Origin of the sequence: Stenotrophomonas mexicanensis, from assembly GCF_032911605.1 — a bacterium.
Classification (GTDB): Bacteria; Pseudomonadota; Gammaproteobacteria; order Xanthomonadales; family Xanthomonadaceae; genus Stenotrophomonas; species Stenotrophomonas maltophilia_A.
In genome coordinates, this window is sequence record NZ_JAWJTG010000027.1 from 1 (window position 1) to 24449 (window position 24449).

Consider the following 24449-nt stretch of genomic DNA (forward strand, 5'->3'; position numbering starts at 1 on the left):
CTCGGGCCCATGCGGCTCACGCCCCCGCAACCGGACCCACCCCGCCTTCGACAGACTTCTGCGATCTGATGGTGGGTGCCGACCGTTGGTCGGCACTGATCGAATCCCGACCAACGGTCGGGATCCACTTTTGTAGAGTCGAGCGATGCTCGACTGCTTTGCCTGGAACACGCTGGACGCCAGCGACGACAACGGCGAGGATGGAGCCTGGTTCTTCTGGCTGGCCCTGCATGGCGCAACGCATCCTTGAACCCGGTGAGATCGAGACGCTGGCCTCGCGCGATGTTCCGCGCATCATCCTGCCCGATACCGCGTCGCTGTTTGCCGGACGTGCGGACCGACTCCGCAGTCTGGCGGGACACAGTGCCATCGGTGGTTACCTGCAGCTTCTGGCTGCGCTGGCTGATGCGCAGCAGGCGCTGCTGGAGGATCTGACACCGCTGCAACGCGAGGAACTTCAGGCACAGGCGCGTGCACAGCAGTCGAGTGCGGCGGCCGGCGCCGGCATGCCGTTGCGGCCCGCCAACACACTTCAGCTGGATGGCCGTTGGCGCGACTGGCTGCGCACGCTGTGCCAGCACTGTGCCGACGAGGCCGGGCTGCCGATGGAAACCCGTCAGGAGCTGCAGCGCGTCGCCGCGGCCGACGACGCCTGGCTGGATGCGCAGGCGCATGCGGTGCTGGAGCGTGATGACGCGCCGTCGGTGGATGCGGTGGCTGCGCTGCTGGTGATGAACGCGCTGCAGGTCTACTGGGCGGTGCTGGCGGACAGCTTCCGCCCCACCGAGCTGAAACCGCTGGCCGATGCACCGGGGCTGTGCCCGCTGTGCGGCACCCTGCCGGTGGTCAGCGTGGTGCAGGCGCGGCCGCCCTATGCCTCCTACCGCTACCTGTCGTGCTCGCTGTGCGCCTGCCAGTGGCACTACGTGCGCGTGCAGTGCAGCCAGTGTGGTGCCGCCGGCAAGGACATCGCCTATCGCGCCCTGGCCGATGTGGACGGCGACAGCGGCGAGGCGGTGCGCGAGAGCGCGGTCCGTGCCGAGACCTGCGACCACTGCCACAGCTATCGCAAGATCCTGTATCTGGAGAAAGACCCGTCGCTGGAGCCGGTGGCCGATGACCTCGGCACGCTGGCGCTGGACCTGCTGCTGGGCGAGGAAGGGTATGCGCGCGCCAGCCAGAATCCGCTGCTGTGGCAATCCGACGGCGAGTGAGGCGATGACAGCCACGCCCCCCACCCCGGCATCGGCCGCTGCCCTGCCCTCGCTGGACCGGTTGCTGCGTCTGCCTGCCTTGGCAGCACTGATCGAGGGCCACGGCCGCAGCCGTATCACTCAGCTGCTGCGTTCGCACCTGCAGGTGCTGCGCGACCGTATCAGCGCCGGCCAGCTCTCGGCCACGCAGCTGCAGGAAGCGGTTGACGGCCCGGCGCTGGTGGCAGCAGTCGAGGCCGCACTGGCCGCTGACGCACGGCAGGATCTGCAGCCGATGTTCAATCTGACCGGCACCGTGCTGCACACCAATCTCGGCCGCGCCTTGCTGCCGGATGCCGCCGTGCACGCGGTCACCCGCGCGATGACCGCACCGGTGGATCTGGAGTTCGACATCAGCCGCGGCCGTCGCGGCGACCGCGATGCACGGGTGCAGGCATTGATCTGCGAACTGACCGGCGCTGAAGCCACCACTGTGGTCAACAACAATGCGGCGGCGGTCCTGCTGCTGCTCAACAGCCTGGCCAACCGCCGCGACGTGGTGGTGTCACGCGGCGAGCTGGTGGAGATCGGTGGCGCCTTCCGCATTCCCGACGTGATGCGCAGTGCCGGTGCGCGGCTGCTGGAAGTCGGCACCACCAACCGTACCCATCCGGCTGACTTCGCCAATGCCATCGGCACGCGCACCGCGCTGCTGATGGAGGTGCACGCCAGCAACTACGCGATCACCGGCTTCACCGCCAAGGTCGACACCGCGGCGATGGCCGCGATCGCGCACGAGCACGGCCTGCCGCTGGTGGTGGACCTGGGTAGCGGCAGTCTGTGCGATCTGGCGGTCTTCGGCCTGCCGCACGAGCCCACCGTGCAGGAAACGCTGGCGGCCGGCGCCGACCTGGTGTCGTTCAGTGGCGACAAGCTGCTGGGCGGGCCGCAGGCCGGCATCATCGCCGGCCGCGCCGACCTGATCGCGCGGATCAACCGCAACCCGCTGAAGCGGGCACTGCGCATGGACAAGATGGGCCTGGCCGCACTGGAAGCGGTGCTGGCCCTGTACCGCGAGCCGGAGCTGCTGGCACAGCGACTGCCGACCCTGCGCACCCTGTCACGCACGCAGGAGGACATCGATGTGCAGGCCCAGCGCCTGCTGCAGCCGATGCGTTCCGTGCTCGCGGCCGACTACGATCTTGAACGGTCACCAATGCAGAGCCAGATCGGCAGCGGCGCCCAGCCACAGGCGCAGCTGGCCAGCGCCGGACTGCGCATTACCAGCGCGCGCCGTGGCGGACTGGATCGCCTGGCCAAGCGCTTGCGTCAGCTGCCGCGACCCGTGCTGGGCCGCATTGCCGATGACGCGCTGTGGCTGGACCTGCGCTGCCTGGAACCGGCCGACGAAGCCGACTTCCTCGCCCAGTGGAGCACGCTGCAGGCATGATCGTCGGCACCGCCGGGCATATCGACCATGGCAAAACCAGCCTGGTACGCGCACTGACCGGCATCGAAACCGATCGCCTGCAGGAAGAGCGAACGCGCGGTATATCGATCGAACTGGGCTACGCCTATGTCCCGGTGGAAAGCAGGGACGCCGAAGGCCCGGCTGCGACGCTGGGTTTCGTCGACGTGCCAGGCCATGAGCGCTTCGTGCACACGATGGTGGCCGGCGCCACGGGTATCGATGTCGCCCTGCTGGTGATCGCTGCCGACGACGGCGTAATGCCACAGACCCGCGAGCATCTGGCCATCCTGCAGCTGCTGGGCGTGGATCGTGGCGCGGTGGCGCTGACCAAGATCGACCGTGTGGATGCGGCGCGCCTCGCACGGGTCGAGATCGAGATTGCCGCGCTGCTGGCCGCGACACCGCTGCAGGACTCTCCTCTGTTCGCCTGCAACAGCACTGCACCCGACGATGCCGGCATCATCGCACTGCGCACCCAGCTGCACGCGTGGGCGGCGGACAACGCCAGCACACGCCAGGCCGAGCTGCGCAGCGAACTGTTCCGCATGCCGGTGGACCGCGTGTTCTCGCTGGCCGGCCACGGCACGCTGGTAACCGGCGCGGTGCATGGCGGCATCGCCGCGGTGGGTGAGCATCTGCAGCTGATGCCAGCCGCCACCGACGTGCGCGTACGCAGCATCCATGCGCAGAACCAGGCCAGCGAGCACGCGATGGCTGGGCAACGCTGTGCACTGAACCTGGCCGCCATCGCCCGCGACGACATCCGCCGTGGCGACTGGATCGCCGATCCACGCGCACTGCTGGCCACTACCCGCGTTGATGTGCGACTGCGGCTGTCCGCGTTGGCCGCACCGTTGCGCGACTGGTCACCGCTGCACATCCACTGGGGCACGATGCACCGGCAGGCCCATGTAGTGCTGTTGGAAGACCACGACCAAGGCGATGGTCAGTTGGTGCAGCTGGTGTTCGATGCAGAGGTCTGCGCGATGTGTGGCGATCGCTTCATCGCCCGCGATTCCGCCGCGACTCACACGCTGGGCGGTGGCGTCGTGCTCGATCCGGATCCTCCGCAGCGGCGTCGGCGCAGTCCTGCACGACTGGCCTGGCTGGAGGCACTGGAGCAGCTGGCGGCCGGTGCCGGTGTTGTCTCGCTGCTGCAGCAGGCACCTGCCGGCATTCCCCTCACCGCGCTGCAACGCTATTGCCGACGCGCCGCCGACCGCATCGACCTGCCCGAGGACGCGCGACGCATCGCGACCCGCGATGACGCGGTGATCATCCTCGCCTCGCACTGGCAGGCGCTGCGCGAGCAGGTGATCATCTCGCTGCGCGGCTGGCATGAACGACGCCCGGACGAACCCGGCGTCGACAGCGGACGCCTGCAGCGCAGCACCCTGCCCATGCTGGCGAGCGACCTGTGGAATGCGCTGCTGCAGGACCTGCTGGCCGATGGCACGCTGCAGCGCGTGGGCGCATGGTGGCGCCTGCCCGGCCATGACCATGCGCCACCGGAACGCGAACGTCTCCTGCTGGAACGCGTGCTGCCGCAACTGCACGCCGGTGGCTTCGATCCACCGTGGGTGCGCACCCTGGCCGCCGACGCCGGACTGGCCGAAGACGAAGTCCGCGCCGTCCTGCGCCGCGCCGCCGCACGTGGCGAGCTGTTCCAGGTGGTGCCGGACCTGTTCTATGCACCCGCACGCATTGCGGAACTCGCCGCGATCGTCGCGCAGCTGTCACAGGCCAGCGGCACGGTGGATGCGGCCACGTTCCGCGATGCCATCGGCCTGGGCCGCAAACGCAGCATCCAGATCTTGGAGTTCTTCAATCGCGTTGGCTACACTCGACGCGTCGGTGACCAGCATCGGCCGCGCGGCGACCTGCAGTGGAACGCGGCCCGCGACTGAGCCCACCGGTACCGCCGTACTTTCGGAAGGCATGCGCATCCGGGCATGCGGCTGGGCTTCAAACCCAGTAGGGGGCGTCGATCGTTCCCTGGTAGGTTCGACTCCTGCTGCCTTCCGCCATTCGCGTTCCCGCAGGAGATGTCGGCATGGCCACGCACGCGCAGTCCCCCGCTCCTTCAACGGCCGATGCCCCGCAACGACTGACGTCTCTCGCGCATGGCGGTGGCTGCGGCTGCAAGATCGCGCCGGGCGTGCTGACCGAACTGCTGCGTGGCGTTCCAGCGCTTCCGGCACCGGCCGAGCTGCTGGTCGGCCGCGAGACCAGCGACGACGCCGCGGTGTACCGCCTCGATGACCGGCAGGCGATCGTCGCCACCACCGACTTCTTCATGCCGATTGTCGACGACCCGTTCGACTTCGGCCGCATCGCCGCCACCAATGCGCTGTCGGACCTGTACGCGATGGGCGCGCGCCCGCTGTTCGCACTGGCCATCGTCGGCATGCCGATCAACAGCCTGCCGCAGGACACCATCCGCGGCATCCTGCAGGGTGGCGAACGCGCCTGTGCTGATGCCGGCATCGTGGTGGCTGGTGGCCACAGCATCGATTCGGTGGAACCCATCTACGGCCTGGCCGCGATCGGCGTGGTCGATCCGCAGCGGCTCAAGCGCAATGCCGATGCCCGCGCTGGCGACGTGCTCGTGCTGGGCAAGCCGTTGGGCGTGGGTGTGTATTCGTCGGCGCTGAAGAAGGAGGTGCTGGATGCCGACGGCTACCGGCAGTTGATCGAGTCAACCACCCGCCTGAACAGCGTGGGCCTGCCCCTTGCCGCGCTGGACGGCGTGCATGCCATGACCGACGTCACCGGCTTCGGCCTGCTCGGCCACCTGCTGGAAGTGTGCCGCGCCAGTGGCGTGGCCGCCGAGGTGGACAGTGCACAGGTGCCGCTGCTGCCGCAGACCCTGGACCTGCTGCAACGTGGCTGCGTAACCGGCGCCTCCAACCGCAACTGGGCCTCGTATGGCGCCGAGGTGCGCTTCGCCGAAGGCTTGGCCACCCACTGGCAGCCACTGCTGACCGACCCGCAGACCAGCGGCGGTCTGCTGGTGTCCTGTGCGCCGGAAGCGTTGGATGCGGTGCTGGCCTGCTTCCGCGATGCGGGGTTCGGCCAGGCGGCCATGCTGGGGCGCTTGAGCGAGGGAGCGGCGGGCGTCAGCGTGGTTTGAGATGTTCTTGCCTCGGGCGCGCATCCCCCGTCGTTGAGATCCGCAGCCATGGCGGCGGCACCACTTCATCGGTTTGCTCGGATAACGTGCCACTGGGAGCAACCTCAGCACTATTAAAGCATGTTTTAATAGCGGCCGGGATTCTTAAAGATCCCTTTAACAACGCCTCGCCAGGAGCGCAAATGCCCAGGACCACCGGCACTTACACCACCACCGATTCGGGCGGCGAGCTTGTCAAGGCCTTCGTGCCCCATCCATTGCCGCCTACGATGCCGCCCCTTGATCCTGCTTGCTACATGGCCAATGCGGCAGCCGAGGCGGCGCTGGGACGGCTCTCCGCCATGTCAGGTTTGGTCGCTTCTGCTGAATGGCTGATCTACAGCTCCATCCGCAAGGAGGCCTTGTTGACCTCCCAGATGGAGGGCACTCAGGCGACACTGACGGATCTGCTGGATCAAGAATCCGGAATCGACGTGGCCAGTACCACAGACGTCAGCGACGTGACGAATTACCTGCAAGCGTTCGCGTATGTGCGAGACCAGCTGAAACACGATTGGGGCCTGCCGATCTCAACGCGCCTGTTGTGCGAAGCACATAGCATCCTTTTGAACAGTGCGCGCGGCGAGCAGAAGTTACCTGGTGAAGTGCGCCGCTCCCAGAACTGGATCGCAGGTACCCGGCCAGGCAATGCTCTTTACGTCCCCCCTCCTCACATGGAAGTCGGACGGTTGCTGGGTGAGATGGAGCGCTATATCCACGAGCCTACGACAGACCTTCCTCCTCTGGTCCGCATTGCCTTGATCCATGCACAGTTCGAAACGATCCACCCGTTCCTTGATGGCAATGGGCGCATAGGCCGCTTGCTGATTGCAGCATTGCTGGAAGACTGGAAGCTGCTGCCGGAGCCACTGCTCTATGTCTCTGGCGAACTCAAGAAACATCAAGACGAGTACTACCGGCTTCTGTCGGCCATCCGCGCCGATGGCGACTGGGAGAGTTGGATCCGCTTCTTCCTCGACTGCACGACCGAAGCCGCCGAGAACGCCCAAAGAAACATCATCGACATCGCCTCACTCATCGCAGCCGACCGGAGAAAGGTCATGGCTGCGAAAGACGGCACGGTGCAGGCGATCCGCTTGTTCGAAATGCTGCCTACGATGCCGCGCTTCACCATTACATTTGCAGCTGAAAGGCTGGGGGTGACATTTCCCACCGCCAGCGCGGCTGTCAAAGTCCTGCAAAGCGTTGACGTCCTTGTCGGTACCGGGAATCAGAAACGGAACCAGCAGTTTAGCTACAAGCAATACACCGTACTGCTGCAGCGCTAGGGAGGTAGGCGCAGCCCGCGCATCGAAGTGGAGACGTTGAATATCCCCCAAATGCGTACCCACGCGGATCAATGATCACCCATCACACGCTCGTCCCAACCGCCAGGGCACGCATCTTCGATGACCTGACGGCACGCCCGGCCACGCCCTATCACTCGATGTTCTGCACCTGTTCGCGGATCTGGTCGATCAGCACCTTCAGCTCCACCGCGGCATTGGACGTACGGCTGTCCACCGACTTCGAGCCCAGCGTGTTGGCTTCGCGGTTGAACTCCTGCAGCAGGAAGTCCAGGCGGCGGCCGACCGGCTCGCGCTGCTTGAGCACGCGGCGGATCTCGACGATGTGGCTGCCGAGGCGGTCCAGCTCTTCATCCACGTCCAGCTTCTGCAGCCACAGCACCAGTTCCTGCTCGGCGCGGCCGGGGTCGACCGGGTGCGGCAGGTCGGCCAGGCGTGCGGCCAGCTTGGTGCGCTGGCCGTCGCGAATGGCCGGAATCAAGGTGCGTACTTCTGTAGCGATGCGTTCGATGCCATCCACGCGCTCGCTGATGGCCGCGGACAACTTGCCGCCTTCGCGCTCACGGGCCTCGACGAAGCCGTCCAGCACCTGGTCCAGCAGGGCCAGTGCCTCGACCTGCAGGGCGGCGGCATCGGTGGCCTCGCCACGGGTCACGCCCGGCAGCTGCAGCAGGTCGGTGAAGCTGACCTGCAGGTTGGGGAAATCGGAGGTCAGGCGGTGGGCCAGGCGCCCCAGCTGGCCCAGCAGGGCCTCGTCCACCTGCAGGTTGGCGGCCGCTTCCGGCGCGCGCAGGCGCATCACCAGATCCAGCTTGCCGCGGCTCAGGCGCGCGGCGATACGCTCGCGCAGCTGCGGCTCGAGCGCCCGCAGTTCCTCGGGCAGGCGGGTGCCGACCTCCAGGAAGCGGTGGTTGACCGAGCGCAGCTCGCAGCCCAGCGTGCCCCACGGGGTGACCCGCTCGCCGCCGGCATAGGCGGTCATGCTTCGAATCATGGATTGTGTCCGGTGCGTGCAAAGGGGGAATGGTACCCTAGCGCCCTCACCAGAGCCCCCTTGCCCGCCCCGTGAAGGCCGCGGGCGTGGCGGCGTACTCCCTCGCCATTACGGAACCCGCACCATGTCCGATTCCCGCCCCAGCGGCCGCCAGCCCGACCAGCTCCGCCCGGTCGTCATCCAACGCGGCTTCACCCGCCACGCCGAAGGTTCGGTGCTGGTGTGCTTCGGTGAAACCCGTGTGCTGTGCACCGCCAGCGTCGAGAACCGCGTGCCGGGCTTCCTGCGCGGCAAGGGCGAAGGCTGGGTCACCGCCGAATACGGCATGCTGCCGCGCGCCACCCACACCCGCAGCGACCGTGAAGCCGCCCGTGGCAAGCAGGGCGGCCGCACCCTGGAGATCCAGCGCCTGATCGGCCGCAGCCTGCGTGCCTGCGTGGACCGCAATGCCCTGGGCGAGCGCACCATCACCCTCGACTGCGACGTGCTGCAGGCCGACGGCGGCACCCGCACCGCCGCCATCACCGGCGCCTACGTGGCCCTGGTCGATGCGGTGAACGTGCTGATGAAGCGTGGCGACATCAAGCGCAACCCGATCCTGGGTGCAGTGGCAGCGGTGTCCGTGGGCGTCTACCGCGGCACCCCGGTGCTGGACCTGGACTACGCCGAAGACAGCGACTGCGACACCGACATGAACGTAGTGATGAACGACGGCGGCGGTTTCATCGAACTGCAGGGTACCGCCGAAGGCCACGCCTTCCGCCGCGATGAACTGGACGCACTGCTGGGCCTGGCCGAGAAGGGCGTGCGCGAGCTGCTGGACGCACAGCAGGCGGCGCTGTCGGCATGAACCGGCGCATCGCCCTGACCACCCTGGTGGTGGCCGACTACGACGAAGCCATTGCCTGGTACACCGGCAAGCTCGGCTTCGCACTGCTGGAGGACATCGACCAGGGCCACAAGCGCTGGGTGGTGGTGGGGCCAACCGACGGCAGCGCTGCCGCCCTGCTGCTGGCCCGCGCCAGCGACGAGGAACAGCGCAGCCGCATCGGCAACCAGACCGGTGGCCGCGTCGCCTTCTTCCTCAACACCGATGACTTCCACCGCGACCACGCGGCGATGCTGGCCGCCGGGGTCGAGTTCCTGGAAGCGCCGCGCGAAGAACCCTATGCAACCGTCGCGGTGTTCCGCGATCTGTATGGCAACACCTGGGACCTGCTGGAGCCTCGTCAATGAAGAAACTGGTACTGGCCAGCCACAACGCCGGCAAACTGGTGGAGATGCAGGAGATCCTCGCCGACCTGCCGCTGCAGATCACCTCGGCCGCCGAGCTGGGCCTGGACGACGTGGAAGAAACCGGCCTGACCTTCGTCGAGAACGCGCTACTGAAGGCGCGCGCGGCTTGCGAAGCGACCGGCCTGCCGGCGCTGGCCGATGATTCGGGCCTGATCGTCGATGCCCTCGGCGGTGCACCGGGCCTGTACAGCGCGCGCTATGCCGGCCACCCGACCAATGCCGCGGCCAACAACGCCAAGCTGCTGGAGGCGATGGCCGACGTTCCCGATGGCCAGCGCAGCGCCCGCTTCTATGCGGTGATCGTGCTGCTGCGCCACGCCACCGACCCGCAGCCGCTGATCTGCGAAGGTCGCTGGGAAGGGCAGATCATCCGCGAACTGCGTGGCACGAATGGCTTCGGCTACAACCCGGTATTCCTGGACACCACCCACGGCCTGACTGCCGCGGAGATGGAGCCGGCCCTGAAGAACGCCATCAGCCACCGTGCCATTGCCCTGCAGCAGCTCAAGCAGCAGTTGGCGACGCTGTATTGATGCTCTCCTGAAGACCCCAGGGAAGCCGGCCAGCGGCCGGCACTACCGATGAAGTCCATGCCGCACTCTCACCACCACGACCACTGCAACCACCTGCCCGGCGAAGCCTGCTCCGCTGACCACGACAGCCCGCCGCGACTGGTACCACCACCGCTATCGCTGTACGTGCACCTGCCGTGGTGCGTGCGCAAATGCCCGTACTGCGATTTCAATTCGCACCAGGCCAAGGGCGAGCTGCCGTTCGATGCCTACATCGATGCGCTGCTGCGCGACCTCGACCAGGACCTGCCGCTGGTCTGGGGCCGGGTGGTGCACAGCGTGTTCTTCGGTGGCGGCACGCCCAGCCTGTTCCCGCCGGAAGCAATCGACCGTTTCCTGCAACAGGCCAGTGCACGCCTGCGTTTCGCGCCCAATGCCGAGATCACCCTGGAAACCAACCCGGGCACCGCCGAGCATGGCCGCTTCGACCGCTATCGCGCGGCCGGCGTCAATCGCCTCAGCTTCGGTATCCAGAGTTTCGACGATGCGATGCTCAAGCGCCTGGGCCGCATCCACGACAGTGGCGAAGCCGAGCGCGCGGTGAAGATGGCGCAGGACGCGGGTTACGACAACTTCAACATCGACCTGATGTACGCGCTGCCGGAACAGACCCTGGCCGGTGCCGAGGCTGATCTGGAACGCGCGTTCGCGCTGCAGCCGGCACACATCTCGCACTACCAGCTGACCCTGGAACCGAACACGGTGTTCTTCGCGCGGCCGCCGCAGGGCATTCCCGATGAAGACAACGCCTGGGACATGCAGGAACACTGCCAGGCGCTGCTGGCGCAGGCCGGTTTCGGCCAGTACGAGGTGAGCGCCTACGCACGCCCTGGCCGGCAGAGCGCGCACAACCTGAACTACTGGCGCTTCGGCGATTACCTGGGCATCGGTGCCGGCGCGCACGGCAAGATCAGCTCGGGCGCCGAGGAACACGTGCTGCGACGCTGGAAGCTGAAGCATCCGCAGGCTTATCTGGACAGCGCGGGCACCCCGGCCTCGTTCGGGGGTGACGATGTGATCGCGCCTGAGCGCCTGCCCTTCGAGTACATGCTGAATCTGCTGCGCCTGCACGAAGGCTTCGGCCTGCGCGATTTCGAGTCGCGTACCGGGCTGTCGCGCAGCGTGCTGGATGCACCGCTGGCCGAGGCCGTGCGGCACGGCTGGCTGGACGTGACCGATGGCCATGTGCAGCCGACCGAACTTGGCCGCCGCTTCACCAATGATGTGGTGAGCCTGTTCCTGGAGGAGTGATCCTCGCCTGACAGGGGTAGTGCCGGCCGCTGGCCGGCAGCTCGATCGGCGCGGATTGCCGGCCAGCGGCCGGCACTACCGTTCATCGGTCGGGCCATGCCTGGCGAACGGGATGCACATTCGCCCTAAAGTAGCGCCGACAGCGGCCGACACGGTAGATTCACCAGATCGATCCGCGGGAATCCGGGTACCGCCTGCCGATGTCAGCTGTCTTTTCCATCACTCCTGCCGACAAGAACCGCCTGGCCGCCAGCGACCTGCCACCGCGGGTACGTGAGCTGCTGGGCGCGCTGATCGGCCTGTGCCGGCAGACGCTGGCCGCGCCCCTGATCCTGACTGTCGAAGCGCTGGAGCAGACCCTGCTGCACGACGCCGATCGCGCACGCAATCCGCAGCAGCAAGCCGAGCTGATGGCCCAGCGTGGACAGCTGCACGCCTTCGCCGGTCACTTCGCCGACCGCATGCTTGATGCCGTTGCCGACGCCCTCGCACGGTTGCGCGAACCGGCCAGCGGTGTCAGCACCAGTGCTACGCCACCAGCGCTGCCGGGCATGCTCGGGCTGTCGCTGGTTGATGAGCACGAAGTGGATCGCGACCTGCTGCTGACCGAGATGGTGCGGCGCGAGACCCTGCGTTCAACCAACACACTGAACCTGCTGGGCCAACGCCTGGGGGTATTGGCGGCGGCGCCGGCCTTCGAGGCCGACACCCTGCCGCTGGCGCCGCAGGCACTGTGCGCGATGGTGCGCCGGATTGCCGAACAGGACGCGCTGAGCGTCGAGGTACAGCTGGCGCTGTATCGCAGTTTCGAACGGCAGGTGCTGGAACGGCTGGGCGATATCCTTGACCGTGCCAATGCGCTGCTGGCCCAGTCCGGCGTACTGCCGGGGCTGGTCTACACCCCCTACCTGGCACGCTCGTCGAGCACGCGTCGGATCATCACCCAGTCGGTGGGTGGCGGCCGCACCACGCAGCCGGCCAAGCGCAGCGCGGCCCCACTGACCGGCTGGAACGGTTCGGCACCGGCCGGCTCCTGGTCCAGCCTGGTACAGGACGCCTTCCACGAGGGTGGCGCAGCCGGCCCCGCCACGCCGGGCGTGACCACATCCACCGGCCGTGCTTTGCATGAGCTGCTGCAGCAGGCCCGGCACGCCAACCCTTCCCCGGCGGACAGTGGCGCAGTGCCCAGTGCGGCAGTCGACGCGGTACTCGCGCGCCTGCAGGCTCAGTCCAGTGCGGCAACCGGCGTGGCCGACCTGCAGGCCGCCGTGGTCGCGCAGCTGCGCAGCGAGCATGGTGCGCAGGCCCAGCTGGGCAGTCACGATCGGGACAACCTGGACCTGCTGCGCATGCTGATGCAGCAGGTGCAGCAGCAACAGCGCCCCGACCCGGTGCCGGCCGCCCTGCTGGCCCGCCTGCAGGTGCCCCTGGCACGCGCGGCCATGGCCGACCCGGGCTTCTTCGTACGCGACGAACATCCCGCGCGTGAGCTGCTCAACCAGATCGCCGAAGTCGGCGCCAACTGGCTGGGCGACGACGATGTCGACCCGCAGCTGCTGCAGCGCATGGCGCAGAGCGTGCAGGGCCTGCTCAGCCAGGATGCACGCGCGCCGGAAGCCTTCGCCGCTGCCAACGAAGACGTGCAGCAGCACCAGCGCGCGGCGGCCCATCGTGCCGAACTGGCCGAGCGCCGCCACGTGGAAGCCGCGCGCGGCAAGGAACGATTGGAACTGGCCCGTCGCCAGGCCACCGCACAGATCGACCAGTGCTGCGACACGCAGTCGCCACCGCGCTTCGTGCAGACCCTGTTGCGCCAGGCCTGGGCCGATGCACTGACCCTCACCCGCCTGCGCCATGGCGATGATTCGCCACAGTGGCAGGAACGCCTGCAACAGACCGAGCGTATTGCTGCCATCACCGCACAGGCCATCGACGCCCCCGGCGGCACCGATACCGCGTTGGCAGCGGACGTGGAGGCCGCACTGCTGCAGGTCGGCTACCACGCCGAGGAAGCCGCCGCCGTCGCGCGCAGGCTGGCCACGCCCGGTGGCGAGGATGAAAGCACCTCGCGTACCGAACTCAGTGCCCGCCTGAAGGCACGTGCGCGTCTGGGCGAACACGCCGGCGCGCCCACCGGCACGGCGCCTGCAACGCCCCGCAGCAGTGCCGAAGAAGCCGCCTACCAGCAGCTGTCCACGCTGCCGTTCGGCAGCTGGTTCGACATCGATACCGGTGATGGCACGCTGCGCCGCCAGCGCCTGTCCTGGTACAGCCTGCTGACCGGCCACGCCCTGTTCGTCAATCCACGCGGGCAGAAGATCACCGATACCGACCTGGATACGCTGGCACGGCAGATCAGTGCCGGGCGCGCGCAGCTGGTCACCGAAGACAAGGGCCGGCTGGTCGACCGTGCCTGGGAAGCCAGCCTTGGTGCGCTGCGCGCACTGGCCACGGGCCGCGCACAGGAGACCCCCGCATGAAAGCCGTACCGCCGCAGGACACCCGCCGCGCGCCGCGCCGCCAGGTCTCGGACCTGGTGCCGGTCACCGACCAGATGCGCGAGTGCGTGGTCGGGCGCCTGGGCAATGTCTCCGAAACCGGCATGCTGATGCTGGCCAGCGTGCCGCTGCGCGAGGATGCGCTGTACCAGCTGCGCTTCCCGTTGCCACTGGGTGATGGCCGCCAGCAGGCCATCGACGTGGGCGTGCACCTGCTGTGGAGCGAGCCCGCACATGCACCCGGCCAGAGCTGGACCGGCTTCCGCTTCCTGACCCTGTCACGCGAACATCGGCAGCTGCTGCGCCAGTGGGTGGGCGAGGACAGCGACGAGGGACCGGTTTCGACGGTCTGAGTGCCGGTTCCGGCACAGCGGTTTTTCGCGGTATGCGGCAGAATCTAGGGCCGTTTTCCGTGTCGAGCCACCGCAATGATCCAGCAAGACCCCGGCGCCCTGTATCCCGACCACCTGGCCGTGCTGTGCCGACGCGCCGAACAGGCGCTGGCCCGCAGCGGCTTCGATCACCTGGTGGTGCCCAGCGGCACCCTGCACTACCAAATGTTCGACGACCGCGACTACCCGTATGCGGTGAATCCGCAGTTCAAGGCCTGGCTGCCGCTGACCCGCGTGCCCAACAGCTGGATCGTGTTCACCCCCGGCAAGCGCCCGGCGGTGATCTTCCACCAGCCGTTCGATTACTGGCACGTGGTACCGGACGCACCCAGCGGCTGGTGGGTGGAGCACTTCGACATCCACATCATCCGCAAGCCCGAAGAGGCGCTGGCGCTGCTGCCGGCCGATCCGTCGCGCTGCGCGATCCTCGGCGAGCCGCAGAGCGCGCTGGGCAACTACGTGCCGAACAACCCGGCGCCGGTGGTGAACTACCTGGAATGGCACCGCGGCAGCAAGACGCCGTATGAAATCGCGTTGATGCGCCAGGCGCAGGTGCTGGGCGTGCGCGGCCACCGCGCCGCCGAGGCCGCATTCCGCAACGGCGCCGACGAGTTCAGCATCCACATGGCGTACTGCCAGGCCGTGGGCCAGGATGCCACCGAGCTGCCGTACGGCAACATCGTGGCGCTGAACGAACACGCCGCCGTGCTGCATTACACCGAGCTGGGCCGCAAGGCGCCGCAGCCGCTGCGCAGCTTCCTGATCGATGCCGGCGCCAGCGCGCACGGCTACGCCAGCGACATCACCCGTACCTACGCCGCACAGGGCCACGACGAATTCGCGGCGATGATCGCCGCCGTCGACGCCGCGCAGCAGCAGATGTGCGCGGCGGTGCGCCCGGGCTTCGACTACAAGCAGCTGCACGTGGACGCACATCTTTCGCTGATGGGCGTGCTGAAGGACTTCGGCGTGATCAAGGTCTCGCCGCAGACCGCAGTGGAAACCGGCGTCAGCGCCGCGTTCTTCCCGCATGGCATCGGCCACCTGATCGGTCTGCAGGTGCACGACGTGGCCGGCTTCGCGGCCAGCGATGAAGGCGGCCGCATCGAGCGCCCGGCGGGCCACCCGTACCTGCGCCTGACCCGCGTGCTGGAACCGGGCATGGTGGTGACCATCGAACCGGGCCTGTACTTCATCGACATGCTGTTGAATGAAGTGAAGGATGCCGGCCATGGCGATGCGATCAACTGGGACCGCGTGGACTTCTTCCGTCCGTATGGCGGCATCCGCATCGAAGACGAAGTGCTGTGCACTGAAGGCGAGGCGGACAACCTGACGCGGCCGGAGTTTGCGGCGGCGAACGGCTGAGCCCCTCGTGGTTTGACGCTTAGAGCAAAAGCCGCGGTTGGCCGGGCGGGGTGGGTTTGCAGGACACGCCGTGAAGCCACCCCGCCCCGCCTCTGACAGTTTCCTGCCGCGTTCAACCACGGAAAAGAAAAAAGAAAAGCAGAAGCGGGTCGCTCGCTACGCTCGCTCTGTGTCGACCAAGGTCGACACCTACCAACAGCCGCGCGTTCCAACGGCCGCAGTGGCCAGTAGATCCACGCCATGCGTGGATGATTCATTCGATATCTGACAGATGTGCCGACCAACGGTCGGCACCCACCAACAGCCGCCTGAACCTGTCAAAGGCGGGGCACTGTGGGTTTGCGGGTGTGAGCCGCATGGATGCGGCGACCAAGCCTACAGGGACGTACTTGCGGCGTCCCCGCAAACCCACAGTGCCCCGCCCTCCCACGGAATGCCGCTTCGGCTTTTGACGTTGCCGTTGATTGCAGCAGGTGCAGGGCTGCAAGCCCTGCCGAAACCCGTTACCCCGCCATCACCGCTTCAATCTCGTCGGCGCTGCGCGCCAGGCCTTCGGTCAGCACGCGATGCCCGTCATCGGTGATCAGCACGTCGTCCTCGGTACGGATGCCGATACCGCGCCAGCGCGGTTCCACCGTCGTATCGTCCACGCCGATGTACAGCCCCGGCTCGATGGTGAACGCCATGCCCGGCTCCAGCAGCCGCGAATCGCCGGCCAGGCGATAGTCACCCACGTCGTGTACGTCCATGCCGATCCAGTGCCCGGTCTTGTGCCGGTAGAAACGCTGGTACAGGCCCTCGGACAGGTTCTTTTCCAGCGTGCCCTTCAGCAGGCCCAGCCGCAGCAGGCCTTCGGTCAGGGTCTGCACCGCCGCCAGGTGACCCATCTCGTAGGCCACGCCCGGCTTGGCCTGGGCCAGTGCCGCGGCCTGCGCGTCACCGACCAGATCGTGCAGCGCGCGCTGCTCGGCGCTGAAGCGGCCGTTCACCGGGAACGTGCGGGTGATGTCGCTGGCATAGCCGCGGTATTCGGCACCGGCGTCGATCAGCACCAGCTCACCATCGCGCGAACGTGCGTTGTTGTCGCGGTAATGCAGGATGCAGCCGTTGCGACCTGCACCGACGATGCTGCAATAGGCCGGCACCGCGTCGTTGGCGCGGAACACGCGTTCCAGCTCCGCCTGCAGTTCGTACTCGTGGATGCCTGCCCTGGCCGCCTTCATTGCTGCCAGATGCGCACGTACACTGATCTGCGCGGCGTGGTGCATCAGCGCCACTTCGGCGCCGGACTTGAACAGGCGCTGCTCATGCAGCAGGTGGCCCAGCTCCAGGAACTCATGCGGCGGCTGCGCGCCGTGGCGCACCTGCGAACGCACGCGGTTGACCCAGCCGATCAGCTTCAGGTCGAAATCGGCGTCGCGGCCGAAGTGGTAATAGACGCGCGAACGCCCTTCCAGCAGGCCCGGCAGGATGTCGTCCAGATCGTCGATCGGGTACGCATCGTCCATGCCGTACTGCGCCACCGCACCTTCCTGGCCGGCACGATTGCCGTCCCAGGCTTCGCGCTCGGCGTCGCGCTCACGGCAGAACAGGATGGCCTCGCCGTGGCGTCGCCCCGGGATCAGCACCAGCACCGCCTCCGGTTCCGGGAAGCCGCTCAGGTACTGGAAGTCCGAATCCTGCCGGAACGGGTAATGGGTATCGAGGCTGCGCACCTTCTCGGCCGCGGCGGGGAGCACCAGGATCGCATCCTCGCCGGCCATGTCCATCAGCTGGCGGCGGCGACGCTTGTATTCGCCGGCCGCGATGCCGGTGCGCTGCTTGATGTCCATCAGTTCAGGCGCTGCCGATGGCGCGAGGCCAGCACCACGTCACCGTGCAGCAGCAACACCGCCACGCGGATGAATTCCTCGATCTCGGACAGGGCTTCGTCATCGTCATCGCCGCCGGCCTCGAAATCTTCGCTGGAGGCACGCGCCAGGCTGGCCATGTCGGTCAGCGCTTCTTCGCCCTCTTCGGACAGGGTCGGGCGGCGGCCGCCGCTGCCCAGGCCGAAGCCGCCCAGGAAGGAACGGGTCCAGCTGAACATGGCATCAGCCTGCGCGGACACGTCGTCGCCATCGGTCAGCAGCAGTTCGAAGGCGAAATCGCGGTCTTCCAGTTGCTTGATGGTGACCTGCAGCAGCTGCCCCAGCACGCTGTCGGCGGCCACCGGCGGCAGGTTGTCGTCGGCCAGCACACGCGCCGGCCAATCATTGCCGGGGGCACCACCGGCGGCCAGCCAGCCGCACAGTGCGCCGTGCAGCTCGGCAGCGGTGGCGCCCAGGCCCAGTTCCTGGCTGGCGCGGGTAACGTCGTCGACGGAGGGAAGTTCGGTCATCGTGCGGCTCGTTCGGAAAAGGAAACCCGGGGCGCGCACGCGCGCGCCCGTGAGACCCCGTAGTGTAGCAACCCGACGGCATCCTCTCTGCGACCGTCAGGCCTTGCTGCGACAACGCTTGACCGCCCTTACCCGGCTTGCCTATCGTGCCCGTATGGAACCCGCCGATCCCCTTGCCCAGCTGCAGGACTTCGCTGCCCGCGTGGAAGCGTTGCTTGAACGCAACCAGCGCCTGGCCGAGGAGAACCGCAGCCTGCGCCACCAGCAGGAACAGCTGGTGGCCGAGCGTTCCACGCTGCTGGCCAAGAACGAGCAGGCACGCTCGCGGGTGGAAGCAATGATCAGCCGGCTCAAATCCCTGGAGCAGCACACATGAGCGCCGAACCGGTCAGTGTCCGCATCCTCGATCGTGAATACACCGTGGGTGTCGGCGGCGATGAACGCGACAGCCTGATGGCCGCCGCGCGCCTGCTCGATGCGCGCATGCGCGAGATCCGCGGCAGCAACCGCATGGCCGCGGTCGACCGCGTCGCCGTGCTGGCGGCGTTGAACCTGGCCCATGAACTGCAACTGCTGCGCGACGAGAACGCCCGCCAGGCGGTGGCGCTGCAGCAGACGCTGGCCGACCTGAACCGGCGTCTGGACCGCGCGATCGACGGCACCCCATAGAAGAGAGGACGGAGGGGATCAAGGCGCATTCGCCCCTTCTGCGCTGGAAACGTCTTAATCCCCTCCGTCCCCTTTTCTCATATCTGAATTGGCACGGACTGTTGCCGACGAACGGCCTATCCAGAACCTGCGTGCTGGCTATAATGGCCACGCGTTCTCTGCGGTACTCGACGGCATGTGCAAACATTCGCCTTGTCCCTTAAGAACGACACCGGGAGCGCGACAGCGCCGGGAGTGCAGGTCCGCCTTGTAGCGGGAAGCCCGATGGTTCTCCAGCGTTCCCACTTGAGCCCCCGGGTTCAAGGTCGTTTCGCATGCATCGACATTGCGGAGAATGCAATATTCCAGCAAGGGCGGCGTCTTCGGGCGTCGCCCTTGTTCTTTCCGGCACAATGACGGCTGATCCTTGCCGCACGCTGCCATGACCGACCCGCGCCAGGCCCTGCGCCACGACCTGCGGCAACGCCGCCGCGACCTTTCCGCCGCTGAGCGCATCGCCGCCGCTGAATCGCTTGCCGATGCCCTGCTGGCCCTGCCCTTCGCCCCGCGCGAAGGCGCCGTGGCCGGCTACTGGGCGCTGGATGGCGAAATCGCCCTGCACCGCTGGCAGCTGCAGCTGCCCGAAGGACTCACCTACTGCCTGCCAGTGCTGGCCGGCGACACGCTGCGCTTCGCGCCATGGCGGCCCGGGCAAGCATTGACCAGCAACCGTTACGGCATCCCCGAGCCGGATGTGGCCGTGGAAGACACCCTGGAACCGGCGCAGATGGCGCTGGTGGTGGCCCCGCTGGTGGGCTTCGACACACAGTGCCGGCGGCTGGGCATGGGGGGCGGCTGGTATGATCGCAGCTTCGCCTTCCGCCACGATCGGCCGGCGCCGCCCTGGCTGGTCGGCGCTGCGTTCGCGGTGCAGCAGGTCGAGTCCTTGCCGGTGGCGTCGTGGGACGTGCCGGTGGATGCGATCTGCACCGAAGACGGCCCCCTGTTCCCCTCCGCTGCCCCCGTGAACGCATGACCGCCCGCAAGCGCTACTGGCTGATGAAGTCCGAACCGGACGCCTTCTCCATCGATGACCTGGCCAAGGTCAAGGTCGAACCCTGGAACGGGGTGCGCAACTACCAGGCGCGCAATTTCATGCGCGATGGCATGCAGGTGGGCGACGGCATCCTGTTCTACCACTCCAATACCAAGGTGCCCGGCATCGTCGGCCTGGCCACGGTCGCCAGCCCGGCCTATCCGGACGACACCCAGTTCGACCCGAAATCCGACTACCACGACCCCAAGAGCACGCGCGAGAACCCGCGCTGGATGCTGGTGGACGTGGCCTTCGACCGCAAGCTCAAGCAGGTGATCGCGCTGGACGAGATCAAGCTGCACGCCGAAGAGCTTGGCGAAGGCTTCCCGCTGGTTGCCAAGGGCAACCGCCTGTCGGTGTTCCCGGTGACCGCCGCGCAGTGGAAGCTGCTGCTGTCGCTGGAAAAGAAATCCTGATTCCCTGCCTGAGAGTTCTCCCATGTCCGAAGCCAAGCGCCTGGCCGCCGAGAAAGCCATCGAGTATGTAGAAGACGGCATGATCGTCGGTGTCGGCACCGGTTCCACCGTGGCCTATTTCATCGATGCCCTGGCCCGCATCCAGCACCGCATCAAGGGCGCCGTGTCCAGCTCCGAACAGAGCACCGCGCGCCTGAAGCAGCACGGCATCGAGGTGATCGAGCTGAACCACAGCGGCAACCTGTCGCTGTACGTGGACGGCGCCGATGAGTGCGATGCCAACAAGTGCCTGATCAAGGGTGGCGGTGCCGCACTGACCCGCGAGAAGATCATCGCCGAGGCCAGCGAGCGCTTCATCTGCATCGTCGACCCGAGCAAGCAGGTGCCGGTGCTGGGCAAGTTCCCGCTGCCGGTGGAAGTGATCCCGATGGCGCGCAGCCTGGTCGCCCGCCAGATCCGCGACATGACCGGCGGCCAGCCGACCTGGCGCGAAGGTGTGGTCACCGACAACGGCAACCAGATCCTGGACATCCACAACCTGCAGATCACCGATCCGGAAAAGCTGGAGCGCGAGCTCAACCAGCTGCCGGGCGTGGTCTGCGTGGGCCTGTTCGCACGCCGCCGCGCCGATGTGGTGATCGTCGGTGGTGAGCCGCCGGTCGTGCTCTGACCCTTCCGAAGGATCCTGACGATGTCGCTGTTGCGTTCGCTGCTGATGCTTCCGCTGCTGGCCCTGACCGGCTGTGCCACCGACGCGGCCCGCCACTGGGTCGAGCTGGATGGCGCCCGCTACCAGGTCGAGCTGGCCACCAACGATGAAACCCGTGCGCGCGGGTTGATGTTCCGCGACCAGATGGCCGCCGATCACGGCATGCTGTTCATCCACGACCGCGAGGAAATGCAGGCGTACTGGATGAAGAACACCAAGCTTGCGCTGGACATCCTGTACTTCGACAGCCAGCGCAAGCTGGTCAGCCAGCAGCGCGATGTGCCGCCGTGCTCGGCCGGCGACATGTGCCCGCCCTACCCCAGCGGTGGACCGGCGCGCTATGTGCTGGAGCTCAACGCCGGTCAGGCCGAGAAGCTCAAGCTGAAGGACGGCACGGAGCTGAAATTCGGCCCAGGCATCGAGTAACAGGGTTCTGCCCGCGGTAGTGCCGGCCGCTGGCCGGCAACCCTGCAGGGGTCAGATCCCTTTCGCACGCGAAAGGGATCTGACCTCCGGATTTTTCACGCGACACCGCTTGAAACCGCCTGCAATTGCCGCCAGTCTGTGGTCATGCAGGACCAGATCTCACTCCCCGACTGGGATGCACTGGCCGACCTCGAAGACGAGGCGCTGCCACTGTTGCCGACCGCGCTGCTGATCGCGCGCGATGAATACCCCGATCTGCAGCCGTCCACCTACGACGCGTTGATCCAGAGCCATGTCGACCACCTCCGTTCGGAAGTGGACAGCATCGACAACAGCCCGTTGAAGATGGCGGCGATCAACCGCCACCTGTTCGACGAACTGGGCTACAGCGGCGACCACGACGAGTATTACGACCCGCGCAACAGCTACCTCAACCAGGTATTCGAGCGCCGCCTGGGCAACCCGATCTCGCTGGCACTGGTGCAGATGGAAGTCGCGCGCCGGCTGGGAATCCCGCTCGACGGCGTGTCCTTCCCCGGCCACTTCCTGGTGCGCCTGCCGGTGGACGACGGTGTGCTGGTGATGGATCCATTCAATGGCGGCCGCCCGCTGGACGTGGACGAACTGCGCGAGCGGGCCAAGTCACACCTGGGCGGGCAGATGCCCGACGACCAGGTGCTGGCGCAGATCCTCGATCCGGCGCCGGCGCGCGCGATCCTGATGCGGATGCTGCGCAACCTGCACGGTGTGTATGCCGAAGCGGGCGAATGGGACCGTGCCGCACGCAGTGCCGACCGCCTGCTGAAGCTGGCCCCGGAGCAGGACGACGCGCTGCGTGATCGCGGCCTGGCCTACCTGCAGCTGGAGTACCTGGCCGGTGCCCGGCATGACCTGGGGCAGTATCTGAAGCGCAACCCGGAAGCCAGCGATGCGCAGTGGCTGCGCGAGAAGCTGATCGACCTCGGTGGGCCGATGCCGCGGCTGCATTGAGGGTGTCCGGTGTGCGGACCAACGGTCCGCACCCACAGAAGGGCCTGCAGGCCCCGCCATCAATCGACCTCGACCATCTCGAAATCGGCCTTGGTCACGCCGCAATCCGGGCAGGTCCAGGTCTCGGGAATGTCTTCCCAGCGCGTCCCCGGCGCGATGCCTTCTTCCGGCAAGCCTTCCGCTTCGCTGTAAAGAAAGCCGCAGACCACGCACATCCAGGTACGCAAGGTGGTGGGGGTGGCATCGCTCATCGGATAATCAAGGCTGGATTCACGGGCCGCCATTGTCCCATCGCGGCCCACTCACCGGTAGCCATCGATGACTTCTGCTTCCCCGGCGCCCCGCGGCGTCTACCTGATCACCCCGGACGAGCCCGATACCGCGCGCCTGCTGGCCCGCACCGCGCCGCTGCTGGCCGCGGGCGCCACCTGGCTGCAGTACCGCAACAAGACCGCCAGCGACGCGCTGCGGCGGGAGCAGGCCACCGCCCTGCAGGCGCTGTGCGCGGAACACGGCGTGCCGCTGATCGTCAACGACGACCCGGCGCTGGCCAAGGTGGTCGGCGCCGCCGGCGTGCATCTGGGCGGCACCGACGGTGACATCCCCAGCGCGCGCGCGCTGCTTGGTGCCGAGGCCATCATCGGCGCCTCCTGCTACGACCAGCTGGCCAATGCCGAGCAGGCCGTGGCCGCCGGCGCCAGCTACGTGGCCTTCGGCGCGTTCTTCCCGACCACCACCAAGATCACCAGCAGCCGCGCCCATACCGACCTGCTGCGGCAAAGCGCCGCACTGGGCGTGCCGCGGGTGGCGATCGGCGGCCTGACGCCGGACAATGTCGGTCCCATCATCGACGCCGGCGCCGATCTGGTCGCCGTGGTCAGCAGCGTGTTCGCCGCCGAAGACCCGGTTGCGGTCCAGCGCGCCTACCTCGCCCAGTTCGCGTAATGCCCAGGAAATCCGCATGAACCACGACCAGTCCCACGCCCTGTTCTCCCGCGCCCAGCAACTGTTGCCGGGCGGCGTCAATTCGCCGGTGCGCGCGTTCAAGTCGGTCGGCGGCGAGCCGTTCTTCGTCGAGCGCGCCGACGGTGCCTACCTTTACGACGTCGACGGCAACCGCTACATCGACTACGTCGGCTCCTGGGGCCCGATGATCGTTGGCCACAACCACACGGCGGTGCGCCAGGCGGTGAAGAAGGCGATCGACAATGGCCTGTCCTTCGGTGCGCCCTGCGCGGCCGAAGTGACCATGGCCGAGACCATCACCCGCCTGGTGCCGTCGTGCGAGATGGTGCGCATGGTCAACTCCGGCACCGAGGCTACGTTGTCGGCCATCCGCCTGGCGCGCGGTGCCACCGGCCGCAACCGCATCGTCAAGTTCGAAGGCTGCTACCACGGCCACGGCGACTCGTTCCTGGTCAAGGCCGGCAGCGGCATGCTGACCCTGGGCGTGCCGACCTCGCCCGGCGTGCCGGCCGGCCTGAGCGAACTGACCCTGACCCTGCCCTACAATGATTTCGAAGCGGCCGCTGCACTGTTCGAGCAGCAGGGCGACGACATCGCCGGCCTGATCATCGAACCGGTGGTTGGCAATGCCAACTGCATCCCGCCGCGCGACGGCTACCTGCAGCACCTGCGCGAACTGTGCACGAAGCACGGCGCGCTGCTGATCTTCGACGAAGTGATGACCGGCTTCCGCGTCGCCCTCGGCGGCGCGCAGGCGCACTACGGCATCACCCCGGACCTGACCACCTTCGGCAAGATCATCGGCGGCGGCATGCCGGTGGGTGCCTACGGCGGCCGCCGCGAACTGATGCAGCAGATCGCCCCGGCCGGCCCGATCTACCAGGCCGGCACGCTGAGCGGCAATCCGGTGGCGATGGCCGCCGGCTTGGCGATGCTGGAACTGATCCAGCAGCCGGGTTTCCACGCCGACCTGGCCGAGCGCACCGCGCGCCTGTGTGCCGGCCTGGAAGCGGCCGCCGCCGACGCCGGCGTGGTCGTGACCACCACCTGCGTGGGCGCGATGTTCGGGCTGTTCTTCACCAGTGAAAAAGTGGAGACCTATGCGCAGGCCACTGCCTGTGACATCCCGGCGTTCAACCGCTTCTTCCACGCGATGCTGGACCAGGGCGTGTTCCTGGCACCGTCGGCGTACGAGGCCGGCTTCCTGTCCAGCGCGCACGATGATGCGGTGATCGAAGCGACGCTGGCCGCCGCACGCGTGGCATTCAAGGCCGCCAAGGGCTGAGCCCGCTCTGGTAGGTGCC

General features: G+C 67.4%; 25 protein-coding genes, 1 tRNA gene and 1 other RNA gene. 23 read left to right on the forward strand and 4 right to left on the reverse strand.

What is annotated here, in order from left to right; all coding sequences use genetic code 11:
• Window positions 1–230: 230 nt before the first annotated feature.
• From fdhE to R1L06_RS12765, 6 genes are all read left to right on the forward strand, one after another.
• Window positions 231–1214: a formate dehydrogenase accessory protein FdhE gene (fdhE, locus tag R1L06_RS12740; protein WP_317217871.1), complete on the forward strand. Its 984-nt coding sequence runs from the start codon at window positions 231–233 to the stop codon at window positions 1212–1214.
• A 4-nt stretch (window positions 1215–1218) separates the two neighbouring features.
• The gene (gene selA / locus R1L06_RS12745; RefSeq protein ID WP_317217872.1) at window positions 1219–2643 is read left to right on the forward strand and encodes an L-seryl-tRNA(Sec) selenium transferase; all 1425 of its coding nucleotides are present in this window, start codon (window positions 1219–1221) and stop codon (window positions 2641–2643) included.
• Window positions 2640–4571: a selenocysteine-specific translation elongation factor gene (gene selB / locus R1L06_RS12750; protein WP_317217873.1), complete on the forward strand. Its 1932-nt coding sequence runs from the start codon at window positions 2640–2642 to the stop codon at window positions 4569–4571. The genes selA and selB overlap by 4 nt, the downstream gene beginning before the upstream one ends.
• Before the next feature lie 24 nt (window positions 4572–4595).
• Window positions 4596–4691, forward strand: a tRNA-Sec gene (locus R1L06_RS12755).
• A gap of 26 nt (window positions 4692–4717) precedes the next feature.
• Window positions 4718–5797: a selenide, water dikinase SelD gene (selD, locus tag R1L06_RS12760; RefSeq protein ID WP_317217874.1), complete on the forward strand. Its 1080-nt coding sequence runs from the start codon at window positions 4718–4720 to the stop codon at window positions 5795–5797.
• A gap of 182 nt (window positions 5798–5979) precedes the next feature.
• Window positions 5980–7125: a Fic family protein gene (locus tag R1L06_RS12765; RefSeq protein WP_317217875.1), complete on the forward strand. Its 1146-nt coding sequence runs from the start codon at window positions 5980–5982 to the stop codon at window positions 7123–7125.
• Window positions 7126–7276: 151 nt separating this feature from the next.
• Here the strand turns inward: R1L06_RS12765 and R1L06_RS12770 are convergent, their stop codons facing one another.
• Window positions 7277–8137 carry a YicC/YloC family endoribonuclease gene (locus R1L06_RS12770; protein ID WP_206621365.1) on the reverse strand — a complete coding sequence of 287 codons (861 nt, stop codon included), beginning with the start codon at window positions 8135–8137 and terminating at the stop codon, window positions 7277–7279.
• 124 nt (window positions 8138–8261) lie between these two features.
• On the opposite strand from R1L06_RS12770, the gene rph reads away from it, so the two are divergent.
• From rph to pepQ, 7 genes are all read left to right on the forward strand, one after another.
• The gene (rph, locus tag R1L06_RS12775; protein ID WP_012512000.1) at window positions 8262–8987 is read left to right on the forward strand and encodes a ribonuclease PH; all 726 of its coding nucleotides are present in this window, start codon (window positions 8262–8264) and stop codon (window positions 8985–8987) included.
• Window positions 8984–9373 carry a VOC family protein gene (locus R1L06_RS12780; RefSeq protein ID WP_032956062.1) on the forward strand — a complete coding sequence of 130 codons (390 nt, stop codon included), beginning with the start codon at window positions 8984–8986 and terminating at the stop codon, window positions 9371–9373. The genes rph and R1L06_RS12780 overlap by 4 nt, the downstream gene beginning before the upstream one ends.
• Window positions 9370–9966 (forward strand): RdgB/HAM1 family non-canonical purine NTP pyrophosphatase, encoded by a 597-nt coding sequence (gene rdgB, locus R1L06_RS12785; RefSeq protein ID WP_317217876.1) that lies wholly within the window; start codon window positions 9370–9372, stop codon window positions 9964–9966. Before R1L06_RS12780 ends, rdgB begins: the two co-directional genes overlap by 4 nt.
• A 57-nt stretch (window positions 9967–10023) precedes the next feature.
• A complete protein-coding gene (gene hemW / locus R1L06_RS12790; RefSeq protein WP_317217877.1) occupies window positions 10024–11256 on the forward strand; it encodes a radical SAM family heme chaperone HemW in 1233 nt (410 codons plus the stop codon).
• Window positions 11257–11456: 200 nt separating this feature from the next.
• Window positions 11457–13736 carry a DUF1631 family protein gene (locus R1L06_RS12795; RefSeq protein WP_317217878.1) on the forward strand — a complete coding sequence of 760 codons (2280 nt, stop codon included), beginning with the start codon at window positions 11457–11459 and terminating at the stop codon, window positions 13734–13736.
• Window positions 13733–14107, forward strand: coding sequence for a PilZ domain-containing protein (locus tag R1L06_RS12800; RefSeq protein WP_032130391.1), 375 nt, complete (start codon window positions 13733–13735; stop codon window positions 14105–14107). Before R1L06_RS12795 ends, R1L06_RS12800 begins: the two co-directional genes overlap by 4 nt.
• A gap of 75 nt (window positions 14108–14182) precedes the next feature.
• Entirely contained in the window at window positions 14183–15514 is a 1332-nt protein-coding gene (gene pepQ, locus R1L06_RS12805; protein ID WP_317217879.1) for a Xaa-Pro dipeptidase, read from the forward strand.
• Between the two features lie 503 nt (window positions 15515–16017).
• On the opposite strand, the gene R1L06_RS12810 is transcribed toward pepQ, so the two are convergent.
• Both R1L06_RS12810 and R1L06_RS12815 read right to left on the reverse strand, forming a co-directional pair.
• On the reverse strand, window positions 16018–17340 hold the full coding sequence (locus R1L06_RS12810; protein WP_317217902.1) for an aminopeptidase P N-terminal domain-containing protein: 1323 nt from the start codon (window positions 17338–17340) through the stop codon (window positions 16018–16020).
• A gap of 5 nt (window positions 17341–17345) precedes the next feature.
• On the reverse strand, window positions 17346–17894 hold the full coding sequence (locus tag R1L06_RS12815) for a YecA/YgfB family protein (RefSeq protein WP_032128368.1): 549 nt from the start codon (window positions 17892–17894) through the stop codon (window positions 17346–17348).
• A gap of 154 nt (window positions 17895–18048) precedes the next feature.
• Between R1L06_RS12815 and R1L06_RS12820 the strand changes: the two genes are divergently transcribed.
• The 8 genes from R1L06_RS12820 to R1L06_RS12855 all read left to right on the forward strand — a co-directional run bounded on the left by R1L06_RS12820 (window position 18049) and on the right by R1L06_RS12855 (window position 22179).
• The gene (locus R1L06_RS12820; RefSeq protein ID WP_005410898.1) at window positions 18049–18270 is read left to right on the forward strand and encodes a TIGR02449 family protein; all 222 of its coding nucleotides are present in this window, start codon (window positions 18049–18051) and stop codon (window positions 18268–18270) included.
• Window positions 18267–18563 carry a cell division protein ZapA gene (locus R1L06_RS12825; protein WP_005410899.1) on the forward strand — a complete coding sequence of 99 codons (297 nt, stop codon included), beginning with the start codon at window positions 18267–18269 and terminating at the stop codon, window positions 18561–18563. The genes R1L06_RS12820 and R1L06_RS12825 overlap by 4 nt, the downstream gene beginning before the upstream one ends.
• Window positions 18564–18715: 152 nt before the next feature.
• Window positions 18716–18901, forward strand: a non-coding RNA gene (gene ssrS / locus R1L06_RS12830) — 6S RNA.
• An 83-nt stretch (window positions 18902–18984) separates the two neighbouring features.
• A complete protein-coding gene (locus R1L06_RS12835; protein ID WP_317217880.1) occupies window positions 18985–19578 on the forward strand; it encodes a 5-formyltetrahydrofolate cyclo-ligase in 594 nt (197 codons plus the stop codon).
• Window positions 19575–20054 (forward strand): EVE domain-containing protein, encoded by a 480-nt coding sequence (locus R1L06_RS12840; RefSeq protein ID WP_032128370.1) that lies wholly within the window; start codon window positions 19575–19577, stop codon window positions 20052–20054. The genes R1L06_RS12835 and R1L06_RS12840 overlap by 4 nt, the downstream gene beginning before the upstream one ends.
• 22 nt (window positions 20055–20076) lie before the next feature.
• Complete coding sequence (gene rpiA / locus R1L06_RS12845) at window positions 20077–20724, forward strand: ribose-5-phosphate isomerase RpiA (RefSeq protein WP_006389802.1); 648 nt, start codon at window positions 20077–20079, stop codon at window positions 20722–20724.
• A gap of 21 nt (window positions 20725–20745) precedes the next feature.
• Entirely contained in the window at window positions 20746–21189 is a 444-nt protein-coding gene (locus R1L06_RS12850) for a DUF192 domain-containing protein (RefSeq protein WP_317217881.1), read from the forward strand.
• A 144-nt stretch (window positions 21190–21333) separates the two neighbouring features.
• The gene (locus R1L06_RS12855; RefSeq protein ID WP_110713505.1) at window positions 21334–22179 is read left to right on the forward strand and encodes a SirB1 family protein; all 846 of its coding nucleotides are present in this window, start codon (window positions 21334–21336) and stop codon (window positions 22177–22179) included.
• 59 nt (window positions 22180–22238) lie between these two features.
• Here R1L06_RS12855 and R1L06_RS12860 read toward each other — a convergent pair whose 3' ends face one another.
• A complete protein-coding gene (locus R1L06_RS12860; protein WP_080291769.1) occupies window positions 22239–22463 on the reverse strand; it encodes a rubredoxin in 225 nt (74 codons plus the stop codon).
• A 34-nt stretch (window positions 22464–22497) separates the two neighbouring features.
• Between R1L06_RS12860 and thiE the strand changes: the two genes are divergently transcribed.
• Together thiE and hemL are read left to right on the forward strand one after the other, a co-directional pair.
• Window positions 22498–23124, forward strand: a complete 627-nt coding sequence (gene thiE, locus R1L06_RS12865) for a thiamine phosphate synthase (protein WP_317217882.1) — start codon at window positions 22498–22500, stop codon at window positions 23122–23124.
• Between the two features lie 16 nt (window positions 23125–23140).
• Entirely contained in the window at window positions 23141–24430 is a 1290-nt protein-coding gene (gene hemL, locus R1L06_RS12870; RefSeq protein ID WP_317217883.1) for a glutamate-1-semialdehyde 2,1-aminomutase, read from the forward strand.
• Window positions 24431–24449: the final 19 nt, after the last annotated feature.